The organism is Micromonospora sp. NPDC048040, from assembly GCF_055587185.1.
Window position 1 is genome coordinate 70,377 of the sequence record NZ_JBVJGT010000017.1, and the last position, 25,687, is coordinate 96,063.

28 protein-coding genes are annotated in these 25,687 nt (G+C 74.9%); 18 read left to right on the top strand and 10 right to left on the bottom strand.

What is annotated here, in order from left to right:
• The first annotated feature begins 104 nt into the window (after window positions 1–104).
• Window positions 105–872 (top strand): polyprenol monophosphomannose synthase, encoded by a 768-nt coding sequence (locus ACZ6O2_RS18500; protein WP_350706318.1) that lies wholly within the window; start codon window positions 105–107, stop codon window positions 870–872.
• Window positions 873–1,092: 220 nt separating this feature from the next.
• Here the strand turns inward: ACZ6O2_RS18500 and ACZ6O2_RS18505 are convergent, their stop codons facing one another.
• Window positions 1,093–2,697, bottom strand: coding sequence for a phytoene desaturase family protein (locus ACZ6O2_RS18505; protein WP_466023654.1), 1,605 nt, complete (start codon window positions 2,695–2,697; stop codon window positions 1,093–1,095).
• Between the two features lie 72 nt (window positions 2,698–2,769).
• Between ACZ6O2_RS18505 and ACZ6O2_RS18510 the strand changes: the two genes are divergently transcribed.
• Complete coding sequence (locus ACZ6O2_RS18510; RefSeq protein WP_350706320.1) at window positions 2,770–4,203, top strand: aldehyde dehydrogenase family protein; 1,434 nt, start codon at window positions 2,770–2,772, stop codon at window positions 4,201–4,203.
• A gap of 61 nt (window positions 4,204–4,264) precedes the next feature.
• On the opposite strand, the gene ACZ6O2_RS18515 is transcribed toward ACZ6O2_RS18510, so the two are convergent.
• Window positions 4,265–4,666 carry a ChaB family protein gene (locus ACZ6O2_RS18515; protein ID WP_350706322.1) on the bottom strand — a complete coding sequence of 134 codons (402 nt, stop codon included), beginning with the start codon at window positions 4,664–4,666 and terminating at the stop codon, window positions 4,265–4,267.
• Between the two features lie 163 nt (window positions 4,667–4,829).
• Between ACZ6O2_RS18515 and ACZ6O2_RS18520 the strand changes: the two genes are divergently transcribed.
• The 4 genes from ACZ6O2_RS18520 to ACZ6O2_RS18535 all read left to right on the top strand — a co-directional run bounded on the left by ACZ6O2_RS18520 (window position 4,830) and on the right by ACZ6O2_RS18535 (window position 7,139).
• Window positions 4,830–5,810, top strand: a complete 981-nt coding sequence (locus ACZ6O2_RS18520) for a YihY/virulence factor BrkB family protein (protein ID WP_466023655.1) — start codon at window positions 4,830–4,832, stop codon at window positions 5,808–5,810.
• Between the two features lie 44 nt (window positions 5,811–5,854).
• Window positions 5,855–6,271: a DUF2795 domain-containing protein gene (locus ACZ6O2_RS18525; protein ID WP_350706325.1), complete on the top strand. Its 417-nt coding sequence runs from the start codon at window positions 5,855–5,857 to the stop codon at window positions 6,269–6,271.
• A 52-nt stretch (window positions 6,272–6,323) separates the two neighbouring features.
• Window positions 6,324–6,785 (top strand): SRPBCC family protein, encoded by a 462-nt coding sequence (locus ACZ6O2_RS18530; RefSeq protein WP_350706327.1) that lies wholly within the window; start codon window positions 6,324–6,326, stop codon window positions 6,783–6,785.
• Window positions 6,786–6,878: 93 nt separating this feature from the next.
• A complete protein-coding gene (locus ACZ6O2_RS18535; RefSeq protein WP_393456261.1) occupies window positions 6,879–7,139 on the top strand; it encodes a hypothetical protein in 261 nt (86 codons plus the stop codon).
• A 182-nt stretch (window positions 7,140–7,321) separates the two neighbouring features.
• Here ACZ6O2_RS18535 and ACZ6O2_RS18540 read toward each other — a convergent pair whose 3' ends face one another.
• Window positions 7,322–8,566, bottom strand: coding sequence for an MFS transporter (locus ACZ6O2_RS18540; protein WP_466023656.1), 1,245 nt, complete (start codon window positions 8,564–8,566; stop codon window positions 7,322–7,324).
• A gap of 154 nt (window positions 8,567–8,720) precedes the next feature.
• On the opposite strand from ACZ6O2_RS18540, the gene ACZ6O2_RS18545 reads away from it, so the two are divergent.
• Window positions 8,721–8,933 (top strand): hypothetical protein, encoded by a 213-nt coding sequence (locus tag ACZ6O2_RS18545; protein WP_350682944.1) that lies wholly within the window; start codon window positions 8,721–8,723, stop codon window positions 8,931–8,933.
• Window positions 8,934–8,966: 33 nt separating this feature from the next.
• Here the strand turns inward: ACZ6O2_RS18545 and ACZ6O2_RS18550 are convergent, their stop codons facing one another.
• Window positions 8,967–9,539, bottom strand: coding sequence for a TetR/AcrR family transcriptional regulator (locus ACZ6O2_RS18550; RefSeq protein ID WP_466023657.1), 573 nt, complete (start codon window positions 9,537–9,539; stop codon window positions 8,967–8,969).
• Between the two features lie 73 nt (window positions 9,540–9,612).
• Between ACZ6O2_RS18550 and ACZ6O2_RS18555 the strand changes: the two genes are divergently transcribed.
• Window positions 9,613–11,382, top strand: a complete 1,770-nt coding sequence (locus ACZ6O2_RS18555; protein WP_466023658.1) for an ABC transporter ATP-binding protein — start codon at window positions 9,613–9,615, stop codon at window positions 11,380–11,382.
• Between the two features lie 96 nt (window positions 11,383–11,478).
• Here ACZ6O2_RS18555 and ACZ6O2_RS18560 read toward each other — a convergent pair whose 3' ends face one another.
• Entirely contained in the window at window positions 11,479–11,928 is a 450-nt protein-coding gene (locus tag ACZ6O2_RS18560; RefSeq protein WP_466023659.1) for a hypothetical protein, read from the bottom strand.
• Between the two features lie 163 nt (window positions 11,929–12,091).
• Between ACZ6O2_RS18560 and ACZ6O2_RS18565 the strand changes: the two genes are divergently transcribed.
• A complete protein-coding gene (locus ACZ6O2_RS18565) occupies window positions 12,092–12,469 on the top strand; it encodes a DUF6401 family natural product biosynthesis protein (protein WP_357697659.1) in 378 nt (125 codons plus the stop codon).
• 85 nt (window positions 12,470–12,554) lie between these two features.
• Here ACZ6O2_RS18565 and ACZ6O2_RS18570 read toward each other — a convergent pair whose 3' ends face one another.
• The gene (locus tag ACZ6O2_RS18570) at window positions 12,555–13,415 is read right to left on the bottom strand and encodes a membrane protein (RefSeq protein ID WP_466023660.1); all 861 of its coding nucleotides are present in this window, start codon (window positions 13,413–13,415) and stop codon (window positions 12,555–12,557) included.
• Window positions 13,416–13,604: 189 nt separating this feature from the next.
• Here ACZ6O2_RS18570 and ACZ6O2_RS18575 point away from each other — a divergent pair, with 189 nt between their 5' ends.
• The 3 genes from ACZ6O2_RS18575 to ACZ6O2_RS18585 all read left to right on the top strand — a co-directional run bounded on the left by ACZ6O2_RS18575 (window position 13,605) and on the right by ACZ6O2_RS18585 (window position 17,859).
• Entirely contained in the window at window positions 13,605–15,731 is a 2,127-nt protein-coding gene (locus ACZ6O2_RS18575; protein ID WP_466023661.1) for an ATP-binding SpoIIE family protein phosphatase, read from the top strand.
• A 42-nt stretch (window positions 15,732–15,773) separates the two neighbouring features.
• Window positions 15,774–16,448 carry an HAD family hydrolase gene (locus tag ACZ6O2_RS18580; protein ID WP_350706342.1) on the top strand — a complete coding sequence of 225 codons (675 nt, stop codon included), beginning with the start codon at window positions 15,774–15,776 and terminating at the stop codon, window positions 16,446–16,448.
• Window positions 16,449–16,569: 121 nt separating this feature from the next.
• Window positions 16,570–17,859 carry a cation:proton antiporter gene (locus tag ACZ6O2_RS18585; protein WP_350706344.1) on the top strand — a complete coding sequence of 430 codons (1,290 nt, stop codon included), beginning with the start codon at window positions 16,570–16,572 and terminating at the stop codon, window positions 17,857–17,859.
• Between the two features lie 101 nt (window positions 17,860–17,960).
• Here the strand turns inward: ACZ6O2_RS18585 and ACZ6O2_RS18590 are convergent, their stop codons facing one another.
• Window positions 17,961–18,896, bottom strand: a complete 936-nt coding sequence (locus ACZ6O2_RS18590; RefSeq protein WP_466023677.1) for an NAD(P)/FAD-dependent oxidoreductase — start codon at window positions 18,894–18,896, stop codon at window positions 17,961–17,963.
• Window positions 18,897–19,130: 234 nt separating this feature from the next.
• Here ACZ6O2_RS18590 and ACZ6O2_RS18595 point away from each other — a divergent pair, with 234 nt between their 5' ends.
• A complete protein-coding gene (locus ACZ6O2_RS18595; RefSeq protein WP_350706346.1) occupies window positions 19,131–19,346 on the top strand; it encodes a DUF3072 domain-containing protein in 216 nt (71 codons plus the stop codon).
• On the opposite strand, the gene ACZ6O2_RS18600 is transcribed toward ACZ6O2_RS18595, so the two are convergent.
• Window positions 19,340–19,843 (bottom strand): metallophosphoesterase family protein, encoded by a 504-nt coding sequence (locus ACZ6O2_RS18600; RefSeq protein ID WP_350706348.1) that lies wholly within the window; start codon window positions 19,841–19,843, stop codon window positions 19,340–19,342. The two genes, ACZ6O2_RS18595 and ACZ6O2_RS18600, sit on opposite strands and share 7 nt — an antisense overlap.
• A 68-nt stretch (window positions 19,844–19,911) precedes the next feature.
• On the opposite strand from ACZ6O2_RS18600, the gene ACZ6O2_RS18605 reads away from it, so the two are divergent.
• Both ACZ6O2_RS18605 and ACZ6O2_RS18610 read left to right on the top strand, forming a co-directional pair.
• Window positions 19,912–20,721, top strand: coding sequence for a helix-turn-helix domain-containing protein (locus ACZ6O2_RS18605; RefSeq protein WP_350706350.1), 810 nt, complete (start codon window positions 19,912–19,914; stop codon window positions 20,719–20,721).
• A 286-nt stretch (window positions 20,722–21,007) separates the two neighbouring features.
• Window positions 21,008–21,475, top strand: coding sequence for a YflT domain-containing protein (locus ACZ6O2_RS18610; protein WP_466023678.1), 468 nt, complete (start codon window positions 21,008–21,010; stop codon window positions 21,473–21,475).
• Between the two features lie 100 nt (window positions 21,476–21,575).
• Here the strand turns inward: ACZ6O2_RS18610 and ACZ6O2_RS18615 are convergent, their stop codons facing one another.
• The gene (locus ACZ6O2_RS18615; RefSeq protein ID WP_350706354.1) at window positions 21,576–22,109 is read right to left on the bottom strand and encodes a GNAT family N-acetyltransferase; all 534 of its coding nucleotides are present in this window, start codon (window positions 22,107–22,109) and stop codon (window positions 21,576–21,578) included.
• Window positions 22,110–22,254: 145 nt separating this feature from the next.
• Here ACZ6O2_RS18615 and ACZ6O2_RS18620 point away from each other — a divergent pair, with 145 nt between their 5' ends.
• Together ACZ6O2_RS18620 and ACZ6O2_RS18625 are read left to right on the top strand one after the other, a co-directional pair.
• A complete protein-coding gene (locus tag ACZ6O2_RS18620) occupies window positions 22,255–22,737 on the top strand; it encodes a MarR family winged helix-turn-helix transcriptional regulator (RefSeq protein ID WP_350706355.1) in 483 nt (160 codons plus the stop codon).
• 10 nt (window positions 22,738–22,747) lie between these two features.
• A complete protein-coding gene (locus tag ACZ6O2_RS18625) occupies window positions 22,748–23,734 on the top strand; it encodes a pirin family protein (protein WP_350706357.1) in 987 nt (328 codons plus the stop codon).
• A gap of 93 nt (window positions 23,735–23,827) precedes the next feature.
• Here the strand turns inward: ACZ6O2_RS18625 and ACZ6O2_RS18630 are convergent, their stop codons facing one another.
• Window positions 23,828–23,956 carry a hypothetical protein gene (locus ACZ6O2_RS18630; RefSeq protein WP_350706359.1) on the bottom strand — a complete coding sequence of 43 codons (129 nt, stop codon included), beginning with the start codon at window positions 23,954–23,956 and terminating at the stop codon, window positions 23,828–23,830.
• Between the two features lie 141 nt (window positions 23,957–24,097).
• Between ACZ6O2_RS18630 and ACZ6O2_RS18635 the strand changes: the two genes are divergently transcribed.
• Entirely contained in the window at window positions 24,098–25,687 is a 1,590-nt protein-coding gene (locus tag ACZ6O2_RS18635; RefSeq protein WP_466023662.1) for a phospholipase D family protein, read from the top strand.

The following is a 25,687-nucleotide window of genomic DNA, read 5'->3' on the forward strand; positions in this document are numbered from 1 at the left end:
GACCAGGGGGCGGATGACCGGCGGAACGGGGTGCCTTTTCGACCCGGATGTGGCAACTGGCTACGCTCTCAGGGAGCCCTGTCCGCCGACCGAGGATGTCCGACATGATCGAACCCGTGCAGTTGCCCGCGCCCTGGCGGGACGCACGCCTGACCGTCGTGGTTCCCACCTACAACGAGGCGGGCAACCTCCCGGTGCTGGTCGAGCGGCTCCTGGCCCTGCCGCTGCCCGGCCTGAAGATCCTCGTCGCCGACGACAACTCCCCCGACGGCACGGGCGAGGTGGCGGACAAGCTGGCCATCGAGCACCCCGACCGGATCGAGGTCGTGCACCGCGCCGGCAAGGAGGGCCTCGGCCGGGCGTACGTGGACGGGATCGGGCGCGCGCTGGACGGCGGCGCGGAGTACGTGGCGCAGATGGACGCCGACCTGTCGCACCCGCCGGAGGCGCTGCCGGGCATGCTCGGCGCGCTGCTCTCCACCCAGGCGGGCGTGGTCATCGGCTCCCGGTACGTGCCGGGCGGCGAACTCGACGAGAACTGGCCGCTCTACCGGCGGGCGCTCAGCGGCTGGGCCAACCTCTACGTGCACACCCTGCTGCGGGTCCGGATCCGTGACCTCACCGCCGGCTTCAAGATCTGGCAGGCGGACGCGCTGCGCGACATCGGCCTGGAGCGCGTGCAGTCCAACGGCTACAGCTTCCAGGTGGAGATGCACTACCTGGCCACCAAGCTGGGGCACACCATCCTGGAGGTGCCGATCCGCTTCGAGGAGCGGCGCGACGGCGCGTCCAAGATGACCACCGCCACCAAGATCGAGAGCGCGCTGATGCCGTTCAAGCTGCGCACCAAGCACCGCAACGTCGAACGCTGAGGCACAGCGAGCAGCGAGCAGCGTCTTCGACGAGCTGGTGACGGCAGCGTGGGTCAGCCGCCGGTCCCGCCGGCTGACCCGCTGGGATCCATGGAAGCCGCGGGAATCCACAGGGCGGCCGGGATCTACCGGTACAGCCGGAATCCCGGGTACAGCCGGGATTTCGGTGCGGCCCGGGTGCGGGCGGCGACGCCGGGCGGGCGTGGGTGGTGCGGTCGGGTCAGCGGTAGATCGCGCGGTGCGCCGCGTCGATCGTGGCGGCGTACACCGGACCGGTGAGGGCGCGGTCGCGGGCCAGGGCGGCGCGGGCGGCGTTCGCGCCGGGGGCGCCGTGCACCCCGCCGCCCGGATGCGCCGACGCACTCGCCAGGAACAACCGGTCCACCGGGGTGTCCGCGCGGCCGAGGCCGGGGATCGGGCGCAGGAAGAGCTGCTGGTACGCGGCGGAGGTGCCACCGCCGACCGCCCCGCCGACCAGGTTCGGGTCGCCTGCCTCCAGGTCGGCCGGCCCGGCCACGTGCCGTCCCACGATCAGGCTGCGGAAACCGGGCGCGGCCTCCTCCAGCACCCGCTCCATCCGGTCGACGTGGTCGGTTATCTCCTCGGCCCGCCAGTGCCGGCGGAACGGCAGGTGGGTGTACGACCAGAGCGACTCGGTGCCCGGCGGCGAGTGGCTGGGGTCGGCCACCGACATCTGCCCGACCAGCAAAAACGGGTCGCGCGGGACCTCCGAGCGGGCCAGTGTGGCCGCGTAGCCGGTCAGCCCGTTCAGGTCCGCCCCGAGGTGCACGGTGCCGGCGGTGGCCACCGCGCGGTTGGTCCACGGCACGGGCGCGGACAGTGCCCAGTCCACCTTCAGCGTCGAGCCGTCCCACCGGAAGTGCGCCAGGTCCTCCACCAGCCGGGGCGGCAGCGCCGCCGCACCGACCAGGTCCAGGTAGAGCGCGGGGGCGGGGACGTCGGCCAGCACGGCCCGGCGGGCCCGCCACAGGGCACCACCGACGGTGCGCACGCCCATCGCCCGGCCCCGGGCGGTCAGCACCCGGTCGACCCGGGCGCCGTAGAGGATCCGGCCGCCGCGCTCGGTCAGCCGGGCCACCAGCGCATCGGTGATCTTCTGCGCGCCGCCTTCGGGCACCGGCCAGCCGACCTGCTGGCCGAGCATGGCGAGCAGCCAGCCGTACACGCCCGAGCCGGCCTCCTCCGGCGACAGGTCGGTGTGCAGGGCACAACCGGCCAGCAGCGCGGGACCCCCCTCCCCGTCGAAGAGCTCCTCACTGAGCTTGCGGACCGGCACCACCAGCCGCCGGGCCAGCCGCAGCGCGCCGGAGACCCGCAGCCGGCGCAGCAGGGCCAGGCCGCCGCGCACCGGCGGGAACGGCCTGGTGATGGTGTCCAGCATCGGCTCGGCGACCTGCCGCCAGTCGTCGTACGCGTGCAGCCAGCGCTTGCCGTCGCCCGGCGCGAACGTCTCCAGCGAGGCCGCGGTGGCCTCCGGGTCGCGGTTGAGCACCGCCGCCCGACCGTCGGGCAGCAGGTGCGCCAGCACGTCCGGCGAGTGCCGCCAGCGCAGGCCGTACCGGTCGAGCCCCAGCCCGCGCAGCACCGGCGAGGCGTAGCCGAGGGGGTAGAAGGAGCTGTAGAGGTCGCTGAGGTAGCCGGGGGCCGTGACCTCCGCGGAGCGCACCGCCCCGCCGGGCGCGGCGGTGGCCTCCAGCACCAGGACGTCCCAGCCGGCGTCCGCCAGCAGGTTGGCGGCGACCAGACCGTTGTGACCGGCTCCGACGACGACGGCGTCCGCGCTCTCCGTGCCGGGCGAACTCATCCGGTCCGCCTACCCTGCCGGCAACCGGGCGAAACGCGTTTGCCTCGTCGGGGCACGGGGATCCACCGCCGCATGTACACGGTTGCGCAGCTCATAGGTGGAGTGTGGGGCGCGGGCGGCGAGGGGGGCGAGCTGGTCGTACGCGATCCGGCCGACGGCTCCCCGGTCAGCTCCGTGCCGGTGGCGACGGCGGACGAGGTCGGCAAGGCGGTGGAGGCGGCGCGCGGCGTCGCGGCGGAGTGGGCGGGGACCGCCCCCGCCGAGCGCGTGGCGGCCCTGCACCGGGCGGCGGACGCGGTGGCGGCGGTCGCCGACGAGCTGGCCCGCGCGACGACGGCCGAGATGGGCAAGCCCCTCGCGGACGCGCGGGGCGGCGTGGAGGCGGGCATCGGCACGCTGCGACAGTACGCGGAGCTCGCCCCGGTGCGCGGCGGGCGGACCCTGCACGGCGGCACGCACGCCCTCGACTTCATGGTGCCGCAGCCGCGCGGGGTGGTCGCCGCGATCACCCCGTGGAACGACCCGGTGGCGGTCTCGTGCGGGCTGCTCGGCGCCGCCCTGGTCACCGGCAACGTGGTGCTCTACAAGCCGAGCGAGCGCACCCCGGCGACCGGCTGGCTGCTGGCGAAGGCGCTGGACTCCGCGCTGCCGCCGGGGGTGCTGTCGCTGCTGACCGGCGGCCCGGAGGTCGGGGCGGCGCTGGCCGCGCAGGAGGTCGACGTGGTCGCGCACGTCGGCTCCACCGCCACCGGGCGCGCCATCGCGGCGGCGGCGGCGCGGACCGGCGCCAAGGTGGTGTTGGAGAACGGCGGCAGCGACCCGCTGGTCGTCGACGGCGACGTCGACCCGGTGTGGGCGGCCGGGCAGGCGGCGACGGGCGCGTTCGCCAACGCGGGGCAGATCTGCGTGGCGGTGGAACGGATCTACGCGCACCGGGACGTCGCCGAGGACCTCACGGGGTCCCTCGTGGAGCGGGCGGAGCGGCTGCGGGTCGGCCCGGGCGCGGACCCGGCGACCGAGCTGGGGCCGCTGGTGGACCGGCGGCACCGCGACCACGTGCACGGGCAGGTGACCGCGGCGGTGGCGGAGGGGGCCCGGATCCGCACCGGCGGGACGCTGCCCGAGGGCCCGGGGGCGTTCTACCCGGCGACGGTGGTCACCGACTGCCGGCACGACATGACGCTGGTACGCGAGGAGACGTTCGGGCCGGTCGCCGCGATCGTCGTGGTCGACTCGTTCTCCGAGGCGCTGCGGTGCGCCGCCGACTCCCCGTACGGGCTGTCCGCGACGGTGCTGACCGGGTCGATGAGTCACGCCCAGCGCGCCTGGCGGGAGTTGCCGGTGGGCACCGTGAAGATCAACGCGGTGTTCGGCGGGGCGCCGGGCGGTGCCGCGCATCCGCGCCGGGGCAGCGGCCACGGCTTCGGGTACGGCCCGGAACTGCTGGACGAGTTCACCGCCACCAAGGCGGTGCACATCGAGGCGCCCGGCGGCGGTCACTGGTGAGCACGCGCACGCAGGGGCTGCCCGCGGTCGGGCAGCCCCTGCGTCGTACGCGATGGTGGCCTCAGCGGCCGCGGGCCTTCGCGGTCTGCCGGTTGTTCGCCTTCTCGATGGCCTTGACCAGTTCGGGCTTGGTCATGCTCGACCGGCCGGGGACGTCCAGCTTGCGGGCCACCTTCATCAGGTGGTCCTTGGTGGCGTTGGCGTCCACCCCGCCGGCGGTGGGCGCCCGGCGCTCCGGTCCGCCGCCGGCCGCCTGGCGGTCGCTCGGGCCCTTGCGGCCCTTGGGCTCCCAGTGGTCGCCCACCTTCTCGTACCGGTGCTTCACCGCGGCGAACGCGGTGCGGTGTGCCCGCTCCCCCTCGCCGTACGTCTCCACGGCCGAGTCGTGCGTCTTCTCCCAGGTGCGCTGCGCCTTCTCCGGGGAGCGTCGCAGCGTGCTGGGCAGTACCTCGCGCCCGGGCATCTCGTCCTCCTCCGCGTCGATGGGTTCTGGTTTGACCGTTCCCCCACCGCCGGTCGGCAAACCGGGCGGCCGGGTTTGTCGTTTTCCGGCCGGGGGTACCGGCGGGGCCAGGCTGAGCCGGAGGCGCCCGGGCGTCCGGCGGCCGGGGCACAGGGAGCGGGCCATGACGACGACGGAGCCCGGCACGGCGCGCACCGGGGAGCAGCGGCTGCGGATCCCCCGCAGGGTGCGGCAGTTGAGCTGGCGGACCTGGCGCGGGGTGCTGGTGCGCAGCGCGCGGAACTTCGTCAAGGACAACTGCGCGGACTGGGCCGCCGCGCTGACCTACTACGGTGTGCTCGCGCTCTTCCCCTCCGCCATCGTGGTGGTCGCCCTGGTCGGGCTGGTGTCCAACGGCGAGCAGACCGTGGACACCGTGCTCGACCTGGCCCGGGACATGGGCGCCGGCTCGGTGGTGGCCAACGAGGGCTTCGTCTCGGTGGTCCGGGGCGTGGTCGACCAGAACGACTCGGCCAGCGTGCTGCTGAGCTTCGGTCTGCTCGGCGCGCTCTGGTCGGCGTCCGGCTTCATCGGGGCATTCACCCGGGCCTCCAACGCCGTCTACGGCGTGGTGGAGGGGCGGCCGGTCTGGAAGCTGCGGCCCATGCAGATCGGGCTCGCGGCGGTCTCGCTGGTGCTGCTCGCCGTCGTCGCCACCGGCCTGATCGTCAGCGGCCCGGTCACCGACGCCGTGGGCGACCTGCTGAACGCCGGCGGGCTGGCCCGCATCGCCTGGAGCGTCGCCAAGTGGCCGGTGCTGGCCATGGTCATGATGGTGCTGCTGAGCCTGCTGTTCTGGATCGCGCCGAACGTCCGGCAGCCACGGTTCCGCTGGCTCACCCCGGGCGGGGCGGTCGCCCTGGTGTCCTGGGTCGTCGCCTCCTTCGGCTTCGGCCTCTACGTGGCCAACTTCGGCTCGTACGACGCCACCTACGGCAGCCTCGGCGCCGTGATCGCGTTCCTGGTCTGGCTCTACCTGTCCAACTCGGCGCTGATGCTCGGCGTGCAGATCAACGCCGAGTTGCAGCGGGGTCGCGTGCTCCAGGCCGGCGAGCCGGACCCGGACGAGCCGGTCCTGCCCCCGAAGACGCCCGCCGACGCGTGACCGCTGCCGGTTTACCGCCGGTGCCACCGGGTAGCGCAGAAGGCATGGAACGTGGCAGCAGCAAGCACGGACCGAGGGTCGACGAGCAGATGAGCCGGGAGGTCAGCGGCCTCGTGCAGGGGCCGGGGACCGGCGGCTCGCGGGTCGACGAGTCCCGTGTGCCGGAGCCGGCCGGTGAGGACCAGCCGGAGCCGACGACGGCCCCGGCCGGCGAGTTGCGTACGGGCGCGCCCAAGGGGATGAGTTCCCAGGACGTCGAACGGCGCAGCCGGCTCGGACGGTACATCACGATGGCCGCCCTGCCGGGCGACCGGGAGGCGCTGATCGCCAACGCGCGGGACAACGACGCGCCGGCGGACATCCTCGCGGAGCTGGAGCGGCTGCCCGAGGGCATCCGTTACCAGACGGTCTCCGAGGTGTGGGCGGCGCTCGGCCACAAGAACGAGACGACCCGCTGGTGACCGGATTCCCGCACGATCCGGCCCGACACCGGCGGACGAAGGAGGATGCCTGATGAGTGGCGTTACCGAACACGTGGACGTCTCCGTCCCGGTGCGCACCGCGTACGACCAGTGGACCCAGTTCGAGGAGTTCCCCCACTTCATGGAGGGGGTGCAGGAGGTCCGGCAACTGTCGGACACGATGACCCACTGGACCGTCGAGATCGCCGGGGTGAAGCGCGAGTTCGACGCCGAGATCACCGAGCAGCTCCCGGACGAACGGGTCGCCTGGCGCTCGACCGGCGGCACGAAGCAGGCCGGAGTGGTGACCTTCCACCGGCTGGACCCGGACACCACCCGGGTCACCCTGCAGCTCGAGTTCGAGCCGCACGGCGTGGTCGAGCAGGCCGGCGACAAGCTGGGCATCGTCGACCGGCGCGCCAAGGGCGACCTCGATCGGTTCAAGCAGTTCATCGAGCGGCGCGGTCAGGAGACCGGCGCCTGGCGCGGCAGGGTCGACCGGCCGCAGCCCTGATCCCCCGCCCCCGGGCAACGAACTCCGATGGCCGCCGGCTCCCCCGGCGGCCATCGCCGTTTGCGGGGAGTCGGCCCGGGTACCGCGATGGGTATGACGGACGAGAACACGGTGTGGCGGGACGAGGAACGGATTCCCCTACCGGAACTGGACAAGGCCGTCGCGCGGTCGACCCTGGACGGCCAGACCGACGACGCGACGGGCAACGACGCCGGCGAGGAGGCCGCGTTCGGGCACGGGCCGGAGGCGGTGGACCGCGGCGGGCAGGCCGCCGGGGCGGGCCGCGAGCCGACCGACCCGCAGCGCGCCTACCGCCCCTCCACGACCGGACGGACCGGCCCCGACACGATGTGAGCCGCGACCGGCGCGGGCGAGCGCCCCGCCGGTCCTCGGGGCCATGCTCATCGTGTCTCCATCATCGTGCGGAGCCGCCTTGGCGGTCTCCCTCGGCGTCGCCTGGCCGGCGCCGGCCGCGCTCAGCGGGCCGCCGGCACCGGCCGGTCGGCACCTCCGGCCTGGGCGGGCGCCGGTCCCGTTCAGCGGGTCGCCGGCACCGGCCGGCCGGCGCCTCCGGCCCGGTGGCGGTCGTGCTGCCGGCGGGTGCCCGCTGCGTGCAGCGCGATCAGCGCCAGCGCGAGCACGACCAGCGCCGGCCCGAGCAGCTCGACCGAGGTGTTGCCGAGCAGCACGCCGATCCCCGCCGGGACGAGCGCCCCGCCCAGCCCGGCGGCGCCGATCTGGAGCCCGATGGTCCGGTCCGCGTGCGCGGCGCCCACCCGGTCGACGGTGGTGAGGGTGAGCAGCGGGAAGACCGGGGCGGCGGCGAACCCGACGACGAACAGCCCGGACACGGCCAGCCAGGCCGGGGCCGGGGCCGCGATCAGGGCCGCGCCGACGGCCATCCCGACCAGGCTGCCCCGCAGCACCACCCCCGCGCCCAGCCGCTCGGCCACCACGCCCTGCACCACCCGCCCGACGAACAGGCACCCCCAGTAGCCCGAGACGCAGATGCCGGCGACCGCCGCGCCGAGGCCGCGGCCCTCGGTGAGCAGCAGGAACGCCCAGAGCCCCGCGGCCACTTCGATCGCCACGTAGACGGCGAAGGCCAGCGCGCCGGTCCAGACCGCCGGCAGCCGCAGCGTCTCGCGTACCGGCGTGACGGTCGGCGGGGCGACGGGCGCCGCGCCGGCCGGGGGCCCGGCGGGCTCGCGGGCCGGGGCCCGGTCCCGCCAGGCCCGGACGGTCAGCGCGAACGCGGCGGCCAGGACGAGCTGGGCCGTCGCCACGAGGCCGTACCCCCAGCGCCAGGCCAGCCCCGCGCTGAGCGCCCCGGTCATGATCAGCGGCCCGAGCGCCACTCCGAGGCCGAAGAAGGCGTGCATCCAGTTCATGTGGCGCGCACCGAAGGCGCCGGCGGCGTACGCGTTGAGCCCGGAGTCGATCGCGCCGGAGCCCAGACCGAGCACCAGGGCGCAGCCCACCATCAGGGCGAGGCCGGGCGTCAACGCGTAGCCGGTGAGCGCGAGGCTGGCCAGCAGGGTGCTGCCGGCGAGCAGCCAGCCGACCCCGAGCCGGGCCAGCGTGAAGCCCGCCAGCACGCTGGAGGTGAGGTAGCCGGCGGTCCCGGCGGTGAGGACCAGGCCGACGGCCTCGGTGGGCACGCCGAAGTCGGCCCGGATCGAGGGCCAGCCCACCCCGATCAGCCCGTCGGGCAGGCCGAGGCTGACGAAGGCGAGGTAGGCCAGCAGGAGCAGCGAGGCGCGGGGCGGGACAGTGGACACGAACCACCATCCTGCCTCGTGTCACCGGCGCCGCGACCGGGCCTCCCCCGCAGGGACAAAAAGTGCGGTCCGGACGGGTGGAGAAACGGACAGCTCATCCAGAATCGGCCGTTCGGCTGACGGCAACCCCTGGGTCGCGCGCAAGACTTTCGGGATGCAACAGGGCTCCGGCTTCCTCTCCACGCGTCAGCGCCGCCTGGCTTGGCTCGGCTTTCTCCTCGCCGCGCTCCAGGCTCCCGTCTCCGCCAAGCTGGTCTCGGACGACTCCTGGTTGTTCAGCCTCTGCGTGGCGCTGATGGTGGCGACCGTGATCATCGCCGACGACGCGGCCCGCCGCCGCCCGGCCGACGCGCGCTCGACGGACTAGCGCTGCGGAGAGCGCGGCCCTCGCCGCGCGGGATCAGCCCGGCTTGACCGCGATCGCGCCGTCGACGGTACGCAGGATCAGGCGCAGCGTCTCGTGCCGGGAGGCGCCGGTCTCGGCGACGTAGGCCCAGCCGGCGTACAGCTGGGACCAGACCAGGCTCTGCACCCAGGCCGCCGGCAGCTCCGGGTCGATGGTCCCGTCGCGGTGGCCGCGCTCGACCATCGCGGCGAACTCCGGATCGCAGCCGGCCGGCCCCTCGGTGGTCGGGGCGGCGGCGAGGCCCGGCTCGGTGAAGATCAGCGAGAGCAGGCTGCCGAGGTCGAAGTACTCCTGGCAGAGCCGGCGTACGGCCGACGCCCCGCTGCCCTCGGCCATCCGCGCCTGGGCGGTCGCGCGGGACAGCCGGGCCCCGGCCTCGGTGCCGACGGCGGCGAGCAGGTCGGCGCGCTCGGCGAAGTAGCGGTGCAGCGTCGTACGCCCCACGTCGGCGGCGGCGGCGATGTCGCCGAGGGAGGCGGCGGGGTTGCGCCCCAGCACCTCGATCGCCGCGCCGACGATGGCCTGGCGGGTCCGGGCCCGGCTGCCGGACACCTGCGTATCGGTCACGCGGCGAGGATAGCAATACGTCGTTTCGGTATAGCGCTTGACTGAATTGGAACATCGCTGTTCCATTCAGGGCATGACTTCCTCCGTGCCGGTGCCATCCCGGATGCGTACGCTCGCGTCGTTCCTCGCCCCGCACAGGCGGACGATGGCCCTCGGGCTCGTGTTGGGGCTCGCCGCGAACGCGGCCGGGCTCGCGACGCCGATGGTCACCAAGTGGGTCCTGGACACACTGGGCGCCGGCGGGTCGATGGCCCGCCCGATCTGCCTGCTGCTGGCGCTCGTCGTCGTCGGCGCGGCCATCTCGCTGTGGCAGTGGCGGCTGCTCGGGACGCTGGCCGAGCACATCGTGCTCGACGCCCGGGCCGCGATCGTCCGGCACTACCTCCGGGCCCGCGTCGGCGACCTGCAACGCCGGCCCACCGGCGAGTTGGTCACCCGGGCCACCTCCGACACGCAACTGCTGCGCGAGGCGTCCGGCAGCATCGTCGGCCTGGTCAACGCCGGCATCGCCCTGGTCGGCACGCTGGTGCTGATGGGCGTGCTCGACCTGTTCCTGCTGGGCTGCACCATCGTGGCCGTGCTGGTCGTCGCGGCGGTCATGGGCGCGCTCATGCCCCGCATCGCGGCGGCGCAGGCCGCAGCGCAGGAGTCGATGGGCACGCTCGGCGGCACGCTGGAGGGGGCGCTGCGCGCGATCCGGACGGTCAAGGCCAGCCGGGCCGAGGCCCGGTTGACCGAGCGGATCGTCGCCGACGCACGGCAGGCGGCGGCGCACAGCGTACGGGCGGCGCGGGTGACCGCGTCGGTCTGGACCATCGCCTGGACGGGGATCCAGCTCGCGGTGATCGCGATCCTGGGCATCGGCGCCTGGCGGGCCCAGCGTGATCTGCTGGAGATCTCCAGCCTGATCGCGTTCCTGCTGTACACGTTCCAGCTCATGGGGCCGATCACCGAGCTGACCCAGAACACCACGGCGTTGCAGGCCGGGATCGCCGCGGCGGGACGGATCCGCGAGGTCGAGACCATCCCGGCCGAGCCGGTGGGCCCGGTGTCCGCCCCGACGGAACACCCGGGCACACCCGACGCGGAGCAGCCGGTGCTGGTGTTCCGTGGGGTCACCGCCCGGTACGGGCCGGACGCGCCCGCTGCGGTGCACGACATCGACCTGGCCATTCCCCGGCGCGGGCACACCGCGATCGTGGGGCCGTCGGGGGCCGGCAAGACCACGCTGTTCTCGCTGATCCTGCGCTTCCTGGAGCCCGAGCGGGGGCAACTGCTCCTCGACGGCCGCCCGTACGCGGCCCACGGGCACGACGAGGTGCGGGCCCGGCTCGCGTACGTCGAGCAGGAGACCCCCGCGGTGCCCGGCACCATCCGTGACAACCTGCGCTTCACCCACCCGGACGCCACGGACGAGGAAATCCGGACGGTTCTTCGCGCCGTCCGGCTCGACGACAAGGTCGATTCGCTGCCGGACGGACTGGACACGTCGCTGTCGTCGACGGAGGTGTCCGGCGGGCAGCGCCAGCGCATCGCCCTGGCGCGGGCCATGCTGCGCACCCCCGACGTGCTGCTGCTCGACGAGGCGACCGCGCAGGTCGACGGGCTGACCGAGGCGGCGTTGCAGGAGTGCGTCCGGCAGCGCGCGGCGGCCGGGGCCGTGGTGACCATCGCGCACCGGCTCTCCACCGTGCTCGACGCCGACCGGATCGTGGTGATGGAGCACGGCCGGATCCGGGCCCAGGGCACCCACTCCGAGCTGCTGGCCGGCGACGACCTCTACCGCCGGCTGGTCGTGGCGCTGCGCATCGCGGCCGAGGAGCACGCGGTGGCGGCGCGCTAGCCCCGCACCGGCGGAGCGCGCCTCGGGGCCGGCGCGGCCCCCTGGGCGCCTGTGCGGGGCCGCTTCCGGCGCACCTCGTGACCGGAGGAGAGGCCGCTAGCCCGCTCCGCCGGGGCGCGCCTCGTGGCCGGGGCGGCCCCGGCTCCGCCGCCGCTCCTTCATCTCCGCCTCGTAGAGGTGCCGGCGACCGTCGACCAGCTCCTCGCGGGCCGACCGGTCCAGGTCGCGGAAGAGGGCGTAGTACCCGTCGTCGAAGTCCTCGACGATCTGGAACGTCCAGCGGCCGGCGATCACGTTGCGGCCCAGCAGCTCGGTGTCGATGCGCTCGGCGATGTGCGGGTGCCCGGCGGCGCGGAACATCTCCACGGCGTCGTCGAGCATCAGGTCGGCGTGCCCGACGAGCTGGTGCAGCGAGTAGAGGTGGCCGCGGACCCGCTCGACGCACTCCAGCGCCTCGCTGAGCTTGCCGAGCGCGGCCACCGTCTCGTCGCTGACCCCGGCCGGCCGGCGGTGCCTTTCGTCCGGTCCGTCCACGTGCTGTCCCATCCGTTCCTCCACGGTGTCGGCTGCGCCCGTCCGGGCGGTTCTCCTCCTGCCCCGCCCGCGCCGGGTCAATCCCGGTGGGCCGGGTTGACCGATCGGTGGAGGACCAAAAACCCGCCGAGTGGCCGAGGTCGACCGGGGAATCGGCCGGATAGCCTCGTTTCCCATGCGTGTGCCGTTCAACCGGGTCGAGGCCCGTTCCGCCGCCGGCTCGGCGCGAGCCACCCTGGCCCTCCTGTCCACCTCGGTCGGCGTCGAGGGGCTGGCCGCCGCCGCGGCGCGGCCGGGACTGCTCGCCCTGGTCGACCAGCACGCCGCGGCGGTGCGGGAGAGCCTGGACGGCGACCGGCGGTCGCTGAGCGCCGCCGCGCTCGCGGGCTACGCGGAGGGCGTACGCGCGGCCGCGCTGGAGCACGGCTGGGAGCCGGCGGCGGCGCCGGTGGACTGGTCCGAGCCGGACTGGCTGCTCACGCGGCTGCTGGCGGTCTGCGCGCTGGCCCGCTCGCTGGGCACCCCGGCGCCGGGTCCGCTTCCCCGCGTCTGAGCGGGCCGACCGCGTCCGCCGGCACGCCGGAGGGGCGCCCGCCACGTTCGCGGACGCCCCTCCCGACTGGCCGTCACCGGCTCGGTCAGCGGCGGAACTGCTGGGTCTCCTCGCCCACGTTCCCCGACTGGTAGGTGCCGCGCCCGCCGGCCATCGTCGACTCCTGCGGCATGACCTGGGTGCGCTCGGCCGCCGCCCGGTCGGCCATCTGCCGGCCGACGTCGGTCTGGCCGGCCTCCCGGGCCCGGCGGTGCTCCTGCATCGCCCGCGACTCCTCGGCCATCCGGTTCAGCCAGCCGTCCCAGCGGTTCTGCATCGGCTTCACCAGACCGCCGCCGACGCCGACGATCAGGATGCCGGCCACCGTGGCGAGCACCGCGATCAGCACCGGTGTCGTCACCGTGGTGGCGATGCCCACCTGGTTCAGCGCGGCGATCACACCCAGCGCGAGGATGAAGATCGCCGTCAGGTCGGCCAGGATCTTGCCGTACGCGAGCCCGCCCAGCGCCCCGGTGACCAGGTCCCGGACGGCGTTGGCGATCGCGGCGGCCACGACGACGATGATGATCGCCACGAAGGCGCGTGGCAGCCAGGCGACCACGCCGCGGATCAGGTCACTGATCGCGTTGGGTCCCCAGACCCCGAAGGCGAACTGCAGGGTGAACAGCAGTACGGCGTAGTAGGCGAGTCTCGCCAGGATGTCGCTGGCGTCGTACTTCGTGCGTTCCAGCGCGCGCTTGATGCCGCCCCGTTCGACCGCTTTGTCGAAGTTCACCCGTTCCAGCGCCGCGTCGACGATTTTCAGCACGGCTCTGGCGATGAGCCATCCGACCACGAGGATCGCGATGAACGCGACGGCCCGCGGTATGAACAGCAGCACCGACCTCCACATGTCGGCCACGGCGTCGCCGATGTCGACCTGCCTGACCGCGAGGGTTTCCGGCATGATGTCCCTCCTGTCGCATGGACTGCGTCGGGCGCTTACCCGGTCGCCGACGCGGCACGCCGTGCCGGTCCCCGTCTTTTTCCCGACATGTCATCGCAGAACCGTCCCGACGTGGCCGAACATTCGCCGTGGACGACGCGCGGGACATGATCGGGAACGGGTGCCGGGTGGTCCGGTTAGGCTGCGTTCATGCCAGGAACGGTCGGACGGGTCCCCAACCCACCAGCCCCGGTGTCGGGGGCGCCCTCCGCCTCGGGCGCGGCGGCCGCCGTCCTCGGCCACGACTGGGCCGGCACCCCGCTCGGCCCGTGGCACTCGTGGGACCCGGCGGTCCGCGCGACGACCGAGGTCGTCCTCGCCTCGCCCGTGCCGATGGCCCTCACCCTGGGCGCCGACCATCTGCTGCTCTACAACGACGGGTACGCGGAGCTGATCGGCGACCGGCACCCGGGGGCGGTGGGCCGGCCGGCCGGCGAGGTGTTCCCGGAGGTCTGGCCGATGCCCGGGGTCGGCGACGCCGTCGAGCGCGCCTACCGCTCGGGCGAGCCGTTCCTGGAGAAGGAGTCCACCCTTCCCCTGCACCGGCGCACCGGCCCGGTCGAGCAGCGGGTCTTCACCCGGGGCCACTCCCCGGTGCGGGACAGCGCCGGGCGGATCGTCGGCGTGCTGACCGTGGCCGCGGAGACCGCCCAGGTCACCCAGCAGTTGCAGAGCCTCAGCGACTTCGCCGCCGCGCTCGCCGGCACCCTCACCCTGGACGACGTGGCCCGGGTGACGCTGCGCTACGCGATCACCTCGTTCGACGCCGACCGGGTCTCGTTCGCGGTGGACGAGGGCGGCGGCGGGTGGCGGATGGTCCGGCGCGTACGCGGCGAGCTGATGGACGAGGCCGACGAGCGGCTCCCCCCGCTGTGGCGGCGCATCCCGCCGGACTGGGAGGGCCCGGTCGCGTCGGCCGCCCGCACCGGCGTGCCGCTCTTCGTCGACGACGGCCACCCGCTGCGGGAGATCGCGGTGGACCGGCACGACCAGAAGATCCGGGCGCTGGCCGCGGTGCCGCTGCGGGCGTCGGTGGTCCGCGGCGGGCTGGCCGTCGGCTACCAGGCCCCGCGCGTCTGGTCGGCCGCCCGGCGGGCCCTGCTGGCCGCGTCCGCCGAGCTGGTCGGCCAGGCCGCCGAGCGGGCCCGCCGGTTCGAGACGCAGCACGGCACCGCCCAGCTCCTGCAGCGCAGCATGCTGCCCGAGCACCTGCCGGACCTGCCCCGGATGCGGATCGCCGCCCGCTACGACCCGGGCGTCGACGGCAACGCCGCCGGCGGGGACTTCTACGACGCGTTCCTGCTGCCGACGGGCGGCCTGGGCATCGTGCTCGGCGACGTCGCCGGCCACGACGTGCAGGCCGCGGCCCGGATGGGGCAGGTCCGGGCCGCGCTGCGCGCGCTGGCGCTGACCGATCCGCGCCCGGACGCCGTGCTGGCCGGGCTCGACCGGCTGGTCACCAGCCTGGGCGCCGAGGGCGACACGCACGAACTCTTCGTGACCGTGGTCTTCGGGGTGGTCGACGCCGAGCGGCAGCAGCTCACCCTGGCCAGCGCCGGCCACCCCGCCCCGCTGATCCGTCGGTGCGCCCCGGACGGCGAGCCGGTCGCCGAGTACGTCGACGTGCCCGCCGGCGCCCCGCTGGGCCTGGGCTGCCGGCCGCCCACCGCGACGGTCCGGTTCGCCCCCGGCGACACGCTGCTGCTGTTCAGCGACGGCGTGGTGGAGCGGCGCTGGCAGGGGCTGACGGCGGGCCTGGACGCCCTGGCCGAGGCGGTGGCCGGGGCGGGCAGCGGCGACCCCCGCGCGCTGTGCGCGGTGGCGACCGCGGCGGTGCCCGGCGCCACCGAGGACGACGTCGCGGTGCTGGCGGTGGAGCACGCGCTGCGGCCGAGCCGGTCGACGAGCATGGAGGTGCCGGCCGAGCCGACCGCGCCGAGCCGGGTGCGGCACTGGATGACCGGGCAGCTCACGGAGTGGCAGGTGCCGGAGTCGATCATCGGCGCGGCGGTGCTCTGCACCAGCGAGTTGACCACCAACGCGCTGCTGCACGCCGGCACCGCCGCCCGCGTGGAGATCGACCTGAGCCCGGAGCGGCTGCTGGTGTCGGTCGCCGACTCGGGCACCCGGGGCACGGTCACCCGGGCGCAGACCGACACGCTCAGCAGCCGGGGCCGGGGGCTCGGGCTGATCGAGGAGCTGAGCGACGCGTGGGGGACGGACCCGACCGTACGCGGCTCGACGGTCTGGTTCGAGCTGCTGATCCCGTCCGGCTGAGCGGTGGCGTCAGCCGGCCCGGCACGGGGTAGGAGGAACACCATGCCCACCGAACAGCCCGCCGGTGTCCTCTTCGACGTGGACGGCACCCTGGTCGACACCACGTACCTGCACACCGTGAGCTGGTGGGAGGCGCTGCGCCAGACCGACCGGCAGGTACCGATGGCGGAGATCCACCGCGCCATCGGGATGGGCTCGGACAAACTGCTCGACCACCTGCTCGGCCCGGAGCGGGACCGCGGCGCGGACGGGAAGCTGCGGGACGCCCACGACGCGCTCTTCGCGGAGTACTGGGAGCGGCTGGTCCCGCTGCCCCGCGCGGCCGACCTGCTGCGGGCCTGCGCGGAGCGGGGGCTGCGGGTGGTGCTGGCCACCTCCGCCGCCGAGCACGAGGTCGCCGCGCTGCGCCGGGCCCTGGCCGCCGACGACGTGATCGACACCGTGACCTGCGCGGCGGACGCGCAGGAGAGCAAGCCCGCACCCGACATCCTGGTGGCCGCGCTGGAGCAGTCCGGGCTGGCCGCCGAGCGGGTGGTCTTCGTCGGCGACTCGGTCTGGGACGTCGCGGCCGCCGGCAAGCTGGACATCCCGTGCGTCGGGCTGACCTGCGGCGGGACGAGCCGGGGCGAACTGGCCGGGGCCGGGGCGCTGGCCGTCTACGACGATCCCGCGGCCCTGCTCGCCGCCCTCCCGGACTCGCCGATCGCCACGGCGTGACGGTCGCACCGCACCGGACCGGGACACGAAGTCGATCGGGACAGGAATACGAAAAGACCTCCGGGGGCAAGGACTCTCTCCGCCTGCCCGCACGCCGTGGGCGACGCGGAGAGGTGGTGTCGTGGAGCCGGTAGACGTGGCGTTCGCGGTGGTCGGTCTGGGCGCGCTGCTGGCGGGGGTCCTGCCCCGGGTGCTCGAACGCCGACCGCTGTCGATGCCGATCGCCTTCCTCGGGCTCGGCATGCTGGCCTTCGTCCTTCCCACCGGGCTGCCGAACCCCGATCCGCTCGCGTACCCGGAGATCGCCACCCACCTCACCGAGATCGGCGTGATCGTCGCGCTGATGGGCGCCGGCCTCAAGATCGACCGGCCGCTGAGCTGGGCCCGCTGGTCGTCGACGTGGCGGCTGCTGGCCATCGCCATGCCGGTGTGCATCGCCGCGGTGGCGCTGCTCGGCTGGTGGTGGGCCGGGCTCGTGCCGGCCGCCGCGCTGCTGCTGGGGGCAGCCCTCGCCCCCACCGACCCGGTGCTCGCCGCCGACGTGCAGGTCGGCGAGCCCACCGACGTCGAGGACTCCGAGGACGAGGTCCGCTTCGCCCTCACCTCGGAGGCCGGGCTCAACGACGGGTTGGCCTTCCCCTTCGTGTACGCGGCCATCGCCATCGCCACCGCCGGCCTCGCCCCGGCGGACTGGCTGGGCCGCTGGCTCGCCGTGGACGTGCTCTGGAAGATCGTCGCCGGGGTGGCGGGCGGCTGGCTGATCGGCTGGCTGCTCGGCAAGCTCTTCTTCCGGGCCCCGAGCGAGCTGCGGCTGGCCCGTCACGCCGAGGGCTTTCTCGCCCTCGCCGCGACCTTCCTGGCGTACGGGCTGGTGGAGGTGGTCGGCGGGTACGGCTTCCTGGCAGTCTTCGTGGCCGCCCGGGCGATCCGGGCCGCCGAACGGACCCACGAGTTCCACTCGGTGCTGCACGCCTTCGCCGAGCAGATCGAGCGGCTGCTGACCGTCATGCTGCTGCTGCTCTTCGGCGGCGCGGTGGTGGGCGGGCTGCTGGCCCCGCTGACCTGGCCGGCCGCCGCGGTCGGGCTGGCGCTGGTCTTCGTGGTCCGGCCCCTGGTCGGCCGGCTGTCCCTGCTCGGCGCGCCGGGCCGGCCCGCCGAGCACTGGGTGATCGCGCTGTTCGGCATCCGCGGCGTCGGTTCGTTGTTCTACCTCGCGTACGCGACGGCGAAGACCGACTTCGCGCAGGCGGACCTGATCTGGGCGACCGTCGGCCTCGTGGTGATCGTGTCGGTGGTGGTGCACGGTGTCGCGGCGACCCCGGTGATGCAACTGCTGGACCGCAGGGGCGATCGCACCGCCGACCCGTCCGAGCGGGGCCGCGCCGGCGAGCCCGTCGCTGTCACGCGCTGACCGGTCGGCGCAGACCGGGGCGACCGGTCAGTCGGCGGCGAGCGATCGGCCTGGCCGGGGGCCCGGTCAGGCGGCGGCGACCCGAGGTCCGGGGCGGGCGGTCAGGTCAGGCGGGCGACCAGGGCGCGGCCGAGGTCGCGGCCCGAGAGCCAGGCGCTCTGCACCCGGGGCTCGCCGAAGGCGTCGCCGGCCAGCCCGACGCCGTCGGCGTCCAGGTGGTAGGTGCCGCCCCGGCCGGCCGTCGGCTTCGCGTACCTCCAGCGGTGCACGTGCACGTGCTCCGCCGGCTCGGGCAGCCCCAGCAGGTCCCGGACGGCCTCCTCGATCGCCGGCCCGGCGCCGGTGGGCTGGGCGAGGTGGCCGGCGGCGAACCCGGGCGTGGTGTGCGCGACCAGCACCGGCGCGCCGTCGCCGCGCCGGTCGCCGTCGTCGCAGACCAGGCTCAGCAGCGGGTGGTCGTTGACGAACGCGCCCCGGAAGGCGGCCCACCGGCGACTCGGGAAGCGCAGAACCCCGGCCAGCGACGGCGACCACCGCTGCGCCTGCACGACCCGCGTGGCGGCGTCCAGGGCCGGGTCGAGCAGCAGGGCCGCCTGCGGCCCCGGCATCGCCAGGGCCACCGCCTCGCAGGCCCGTCCGTCCACCACCGGCCCCGGCTCGACGCCCAGCACGAGCCGGTCGACGGTCACCGGCAGGTCCCGGGCCAGGTGCTCGACCAGCGACCGCAGCCCCCGGGGCGCCGCCCAGCGCATCGGGCCGGGCACCTCGCGCCGGCCGTCGGCGCCGTACGCGACGAAGGTGTCGGTCCACTCCCGGGCCAGCCCGGCGGCGCGCCACCCCTCGACCACCTCGGCGAAGGCGGGATCGCTGACGGTGAGGTACGCGGCGCCGGTGTCGGCGGGCCGGCCGTCGAAGCGGCGGCTGGCCAGCCGGCCACCGGCCACCCGGGCGCGCTCCCGGATCTCCACCGGCACGCCGGCGCGGACCAGTTCCGTCGCGCAGGCCACCCCGGCGATGCCGGCGCCGACCTCCACCACACCCGCCCGGTCCGCGCTCACCGGGTGATCGTATGCGCCCCGACGCCCGGCGGGCGGACGAGATCGACCCGGGCATGTCGGCGCGCGAAGGCCGCCCCGGCAGGCCGGCGGGACGGCGGGACGGGTGGGGGTCCGAGCCGGATCGCCGGCGGACGACAGGACCCCGTCCGGGCCGCCGCATGGATCGGCCCGGGGCGGGGTATTGGCACGTCTGTTCGAGGAAAGGTGGAGATGATGGCGGACCGCGACAGCACCCGGGCCAATCCGCAGGGCGCGATCAAGGACCCCGACGAGTGGGTCACCGGCGAGGAGCCGCCGACGGCGGCGCAGGAGTCGTACCTGGCCACGCTGGCCCGCGAGGCCGGCGAGGACCTGCCGGAGGGGCTCACGAAGGCCGAGGCGTCCAAGCGGATCGACGAGCTTCAGGAGGAGACCGGCCGCGGTCAGTGACGCGGCGGGAGGCGGTGCGACTCGACCTCGTCGAGCCGCCCCGCCGCCACCCGCGCGGTCACGAAGGTGGCGTACGGCTGGGCGCGCCGATCGGTCGGCGAGCCCGGGTTGAGCAGGCGCAGCCCGCCCGGGGCGACCGTGTCCCAGGGGATGTGCGAGTGACCGAAGACGAGCAGGTCGGTGTCGGGGAAGCGGGCCGCGCAGCGCTCCTCGCGCCGGGCCTTCGGCCCGGTCTCGTGCACGACCGCGATCCGCAGTCCGTCGAGTTCCACCCGGGCGACCTCCGGCAGCCGGGCGCGCAGCGCCGGCCCGTCGTTGTTGCCGTACACGCCGACGAGCCGGCGGGCCCGGGCGGCCAGGGCGTCGAGCAGCGCCTCGTCCACCCAGTCTCCCGCGTGCAGCACCACGTCGGCGGCGTCGACGGCCGCCCAGAGCGGCGCCGGCAGGTCCTTGGCCCGCGCCGGCACGTGGGTGTCGGCGGTGATCACCAGACGCATCCCCCCATTCTCCGCGACGGCGGTGCCGGCCCCCACCGCCCGTCCACCCCCGGCCATAGGATCGGAACGTGGGCGCTGCCGAGGTGGTCGAGGGGCGGTCGGCGCCGGTCGGGGCGCTGCTGCGGCAGTGGCGGGAGCGGCGCGGGCTCAGCCAGCTCGCCCTCTCGGTCGAGGCGGAGATCTCCACCCGGCACCTCAGCTTCGTGGAGACCGGCCGCGCGACGCCGAGCCGGGAGATGGTGCTGCGGTTGGCCGAGCACCTCGACGTGCCGCTGCGGGACCGCAACCGGCTGCTGCTGTCCGCCGGGTACGCCCCGGTCTACTCCCACGCGCCGCTGGACTCCCCCGAGCTGCGCCGGGTCCTCGACGCGGTACGCCGAGTCCTGCGCGCGCACGAGCCGTACCCGGCGGTCGCGGTGGACCGGCTCTGGAACCTGGTCGCCGGCAACGCCGCCCTGCCGCTGCTCACCGAGGGCGTCGCGACGCACCTGCTCCGGCCGCCCGTCAACGCGCTGCGGCTGACCCTGCACCCCGAGGGTCTGGCCCCCCGCATCGTCAACCTCGCCGAGTGGCGCGACCATCTGCTCGGCCGGCTGCGCCGGCACCTGGGACTGACGGCCGACCCGGAGCTGACCGCGCTCCACGAGGAGCTGCGCGGCTACCCGGGCGGGTCGGCTGATCCGGCCGCCGAACTGCCCCGCGCGGGTGACGTCGTGGTGCCCCTGCGGCTGCGCCGTCCCGGCGGCGAGCTCTCCTTCCTCAGCACCGTCTCGACCTTCGGCACCCCCCTCGACGTGACGGTCGAGGAGCTGTCCGTCGAGTCGTTCTTCCCGGCGGACGAGGCCACCTCGGCGTACCTGCGCGACGCCGGCCGCTGACCCCGTCCCGGCCGCCGGTGACCGCCACAGCGGACCGGCCGGGGAGGACCGGCCGGACGCGGCGTCCTGTCGAACCGGGCCGGCCCGCCGGGTGCGGTCCGCGCCCCCGGCGGCGTTACCCGTGGACGGCGGCGGGAACGCGGGCGGTTGACGAAGGAGGAGGCTCATGAGCACACCGTCGAGTGGGACCTCGGGCTGGCGGCCCGGCATGCCTGGCGGCGACACCCTCCCGTCCGGTCCCGCCGGTCGGCCGGCCGCCCATGCCGGCGACGGGCACGGTCCGGAGATGGGCCCGCCCACCGTGACGATCGGCTCGTACCCGGACTATCCGTCCGCCCAGCGGGTGGTGGACTACCTGGCGGACAACCGCTTCCCGGTGGAGCACACCGCCATCGTCGGCACGAACCTCACCCTGGTCGAGACGGTGCTCGGCCGGATGACCACCGGCCGGGCGGCGCTGCTGGGCGCCGGCACGGGTGCCTGGTTCGGGATCTTCGTCGGGCTGCTGTTCGGCATCTTCACGGCGGGCGACAACTGGATCGCGATCATCCTGGTCGCGCTGGTGGTCGGCGCGATCTGGGGGGCGGTGTTCGGCGCGGTCACGTACGCGATGACCGGCGGGCAGCGCGACTTCACCTCCGCCAGTTCGCTGCGCGCCGGCCAGTACGCGGTCATCGTCGACGCGCAGTTCGCCGAGCAGGCTCGGCAACTGGTCGGCCGGATGCACCTCACCGCGTCGCCGCAGACCCGGTGACGTCCGGACCCGGGCGACCGCCGCCCGGTGACGTCCCGCCCGGCGGCGGGCGGGTATCTGCCGGGCCCGGATGGGCGGCGGGCGGGGCGCGGGGCGTTGTTCAGCGGTCGGTGGCGAGGCGGGCGTGCAGGTGCTCGTCGTAGCGGCGGCCGTCGCCGTAGCGGTAGGACTCCCGCAGCGTGCCCTCGGCGAGGTAACCGGCCCGCTGGGCCACCCGGCAGGAGGCCGGGTTGGCCACGGCGTGACACAGCTCGATCCGGTGCAGCCCGAGCGCCGCGAACGCCCACCCGGTGAGCCGGACGACGGTCCTGGAGGCGACGCCGCGACCGCGCGCCGCGGCCACCGTCCAGTAGCCGATGGAGGCGTTCCGGTCGTGGATCCGGAACAGCGACACCGAGCCGAGCAGCCTGGCGGGGTCGGCCGGGTCGGCGACCGCCAGGGAGACGTGGTCCCCCGCGGACCAGTCGGCCCGGCGACGCACCCACGCCAGCGCCGCCTCCCCGTCGACCGGCCCCGCCGGGGGGTTCCACTGGGCGATCGCCGGCTCGCGCAGCGCGGCGAGGACCGCCGGCGCGTCCGCCTCCCGCCACGGACGCAGCAGCAGGCCCGGGGCGGTCAGTTCGAGATGGTCCACGACGCCGGAGTCTGACACACCCGCGCACCCCGCCACTCGGGTTTTCCGGCGCTGTCTTTCAAAGCTGGAGTACCCGTTCCGGACAGCGGCGGTAACCGCGCCCACACCCCACTAGTTAAATTATGAAGAGTGCTACTGTAGCGGCGTGACCGAGAGCCTGGACGCCCCCCGACTCGCCGCCTGGCGGGCATACATCGAGGCCAGCCAGCGGCTGTTCACGCGGCTGGAGGAGGATCTGCGCGCCGACAGCGCGCTCAGCTTCGCCGACTACCACGTGCTCGTCCTGCTCTCCGAGGCGCCGGACCAGCGGCTGCGGATGGGCGAGCTGGCCGGGCGCCTGGTCTTCTCGCCGAGCCGCCTGACGTACCAGATCTCGTCGATGCAGCGGCGCGGCCTGGTCGCCCGGGAGCCCTGTCCCGAGGACCGCCGCGGCAGCGAGGCCGTGCTCACCGCCGCCGGGCTGCTGACCCTGCGCGAAGCCGCCCCGCACCACCTGAGGTCGGTGCGCGCCCACCTGATGGACGACCTCGACGACGCCGAGGTCGCCTGCCTCACCCGGATCTTCGAGCGGCTCGGCCGGCGCCTGCGCGCGGACCGCGACGCGTCGACCCCGCACCCCGACAACTGAGGAGCCTCCGATGCCCGCCATCACCGTCGACGACGTGCTCGTCCTGCCGCGCCTGCCCCGGCTCGACGAGTCCACCGCGTTCCGGCCGGTCCGCCGGCTGACCACCGCTCCGAGCGGCTACGAGGGCGAGGGCTTCCCGGTCCGCCGGGCCTTCGCCGGCGTGCCGGTGACCGAGCTGGACCCGTTCATCCACCTCGACCAGATGGGCGAGGTGGACTACGCGCCGGGCGAGCCGAAGGGCACCGCCTGGCACCCGCACCGCGGCTTCGAGACCGTGACCTACATGATCGACGGGATCATGGACCACCAGGACTCGCAGGGCGGCGGGGGCACCATCACCAACGGCGACACCCAGTGGATGACGGCCGGCAGCGGCCTGCTGCACATCGAGGCGCCGCCGGAGCACCTCGTGACAAGCGGCGGGCTGTTCCACGGCACGCAGCTCTGGGTCAACCTGCCCCGGGTCGCCAAGATGAGCCCGCCCCGCTACCAGGACATCCGCGGCAAGGAGGCGGCGCTGCTCACCACGCCGGACGGCGGCGCGCTGATCCGGGTGATCGCCGGAGAGGTCGCCGGGCACCGGGGGCCGGGCTCCACCCACACCCCGATCACCATCACCCACGTGACCGTGCAGCCGGGCGCGCGCGTCGACCTGCCGTGGCGGCCGGACTTCAACGCCCTGGTCTACGTGCTGGGCGGCCGCGGCACCGTCGGCACCGACGGGCGGCCGGTGCACACGGGCCAGCTCGCCGTGCACGGCCCGGGCGACGCGCTGACCTTCGCGGCGGACGCCCGCCAGGACAGCCACACCCCGGCGCTGGACCTCTACATCATGGGCGGCGAGCCGATCCGGGAGCCGGTGGCGCACTACGGCCCGTTCGTCATGAACACCCGCGACGAGCTGCTCAAGGCGGTCGAGGACTTCCAGGCCGGCCGGCTCGGCGTCGTCCCGGCCGAGCGGCTGCCGCATACCGACGGCCAGGCGCCCCGGCCCTGAGCGCAGGCGCGGCCGGTGGCGCCTCCGGCGGACGACCAGAGGCGCCACCGGCGCGTCGAGTGCGGTGCCGCCGCCCGACGGCGGCGCGTGGCGTCAGGAGACGGCGAAGATGCCGGCGACGCCCAGGATCACCATGAGCAACACCGCCACCAGCGCACCCCGTTCGCTCTCCACCGCCTGCTCGCGGTACTCGGGCACGGAGTTCGTCGTCTCGCCGGGCATGGTGTTGCCTCCTCGGTTGCTCGCGTCGTGTCGGGTGGCGTCGGGGGTCGGCCGACCGGTCGCCGGGGGCGCCGGCCGGGATGCGGACCCGCGACGGGGGTCCTACCGTGAGGACGTTGTCGACCTCGGGGGGTTGGAACGGTGGGACCGCGCAACTGGTTCCTCAGCGCACGGGAACGCGCCAACCCGGTCTCAGAGTTACCCGTCTGGACCAGCGGAAACCTTGCGGAGCCGTTAATTCACGGTGCCGCGTACTTCGACCGGCTGGTCGACGAGGTGTCGGCGCTGGAGGCGGGCGACCATCTCTTCTTCACCGACTGGCGGGGCGACCCGGACCAACTGCTGCGCCCCGACGGGCCGACCGTGGCCCAGCTCTTCGCGCAGGCCGCCCAGCGCGGCGTGGTGGTCAAGGGCCTGATCTGGCGCTCCCACCTCGACGCGCTGGCCTACAGCGAGGCGGAGAACCGCAACCTCAGCGAGACCATCTCCGCCGCCGGCGGCGAGGTGCTGCTCGACCAGCGGGTCCGCCGGGGCGGCTCGCACCACCAGAAGCTGGTGGTGCTGCGCCACCCGCGGGCGCCGGAGCGGGACGTCGCCTTCGCCGGCGGCATCGACCTGTGCCACAGCCGGCGGGACGACGCCGGCCACCGGGGCGACCGGCAGGTCGTGCAGATGTCCGCCCGGTACGGGCAGCACCCGCCGTGGCACGACGTGCAGCTCGCGGTGCGGGGGCCGGTGGTGGGCGCGCTGGACACCGCCTTCCGCGAACGGTGGACCGACCCGATGCCGCTGGACTCGGAGAACCCCCTGGCCTACCTGCGAGACCGGCTGCGCGGCTCGGACCTGCGCCCCGACCCGCTGCCGGACCAGCCGGCCGACCCGCCGCCCTGCGGCCCGCACCACGTACAGGTGCTGCGCACCTACCCGGTGGTCCGCCCGCGCTACTCCTTCGCCCCGGACGGCGAGCGTACGGTGGCCCGCGGCTACACCAAGGCGGTCCGCCGGGCCCGCCGGCTGATCTACCTGGAGGACCAGTACCTGTGGTCCACGGAGGTGGCCGACCTGTTCGCCCGCGCGCTGCGGGACAGCCCCGACCTGCACCTGGTCGCGGTGGTCCCCCGCTATCCGGACGTGGACGGCCGGCTGGCGCTGCCGCCCAACTCCGTCGGCCGCGAGCAGGCGCTGTCGCTGTGCGAGCGGGCTGCCCCGGACCGGGTGCACGTCTTCGACCTGGAGAACCACGCCGGCACGCCGGTGTACGTGCACGCCAAGGTGTGCGTGGTCGACGACGTCTGGGCCAGCGTCGGCAGCGACAACTTCAACCGCCGGTCCTGGACCCACGACAGCGAGCTCTCCTGCGCGGTGCTGGACGAGACCCGGGACGGGCGGGCGCCGACGGACCCGGGCGGCCTGGGCGACGGGGCCCGGGTCTTCGCCCGGGACCTGCGGCTGCGCCTGTGGCGCGAGCATCTGGACCGGGACCCCGGGGGCGGCGAGGACGCCGACCTGATCGACCCCGCCGACGCCGTGGCGGCGATCACCGCCGCCGCCGACGCGCTGCGGCGGTGGCACGACTCCGGGCGGGTCGGTCCCCGGCCGCCGGGCCGCTTGCTGCCGCACCGGCCGGAGCGGCTGCCCTGGTACACCCGCGCGTGGGCGCTGCCGGCGTACCGGCTGGTCTACGACCCCGACGGCCGGCCGCTGCGGGCGCGTCGGGCCGGCACCTGGTGA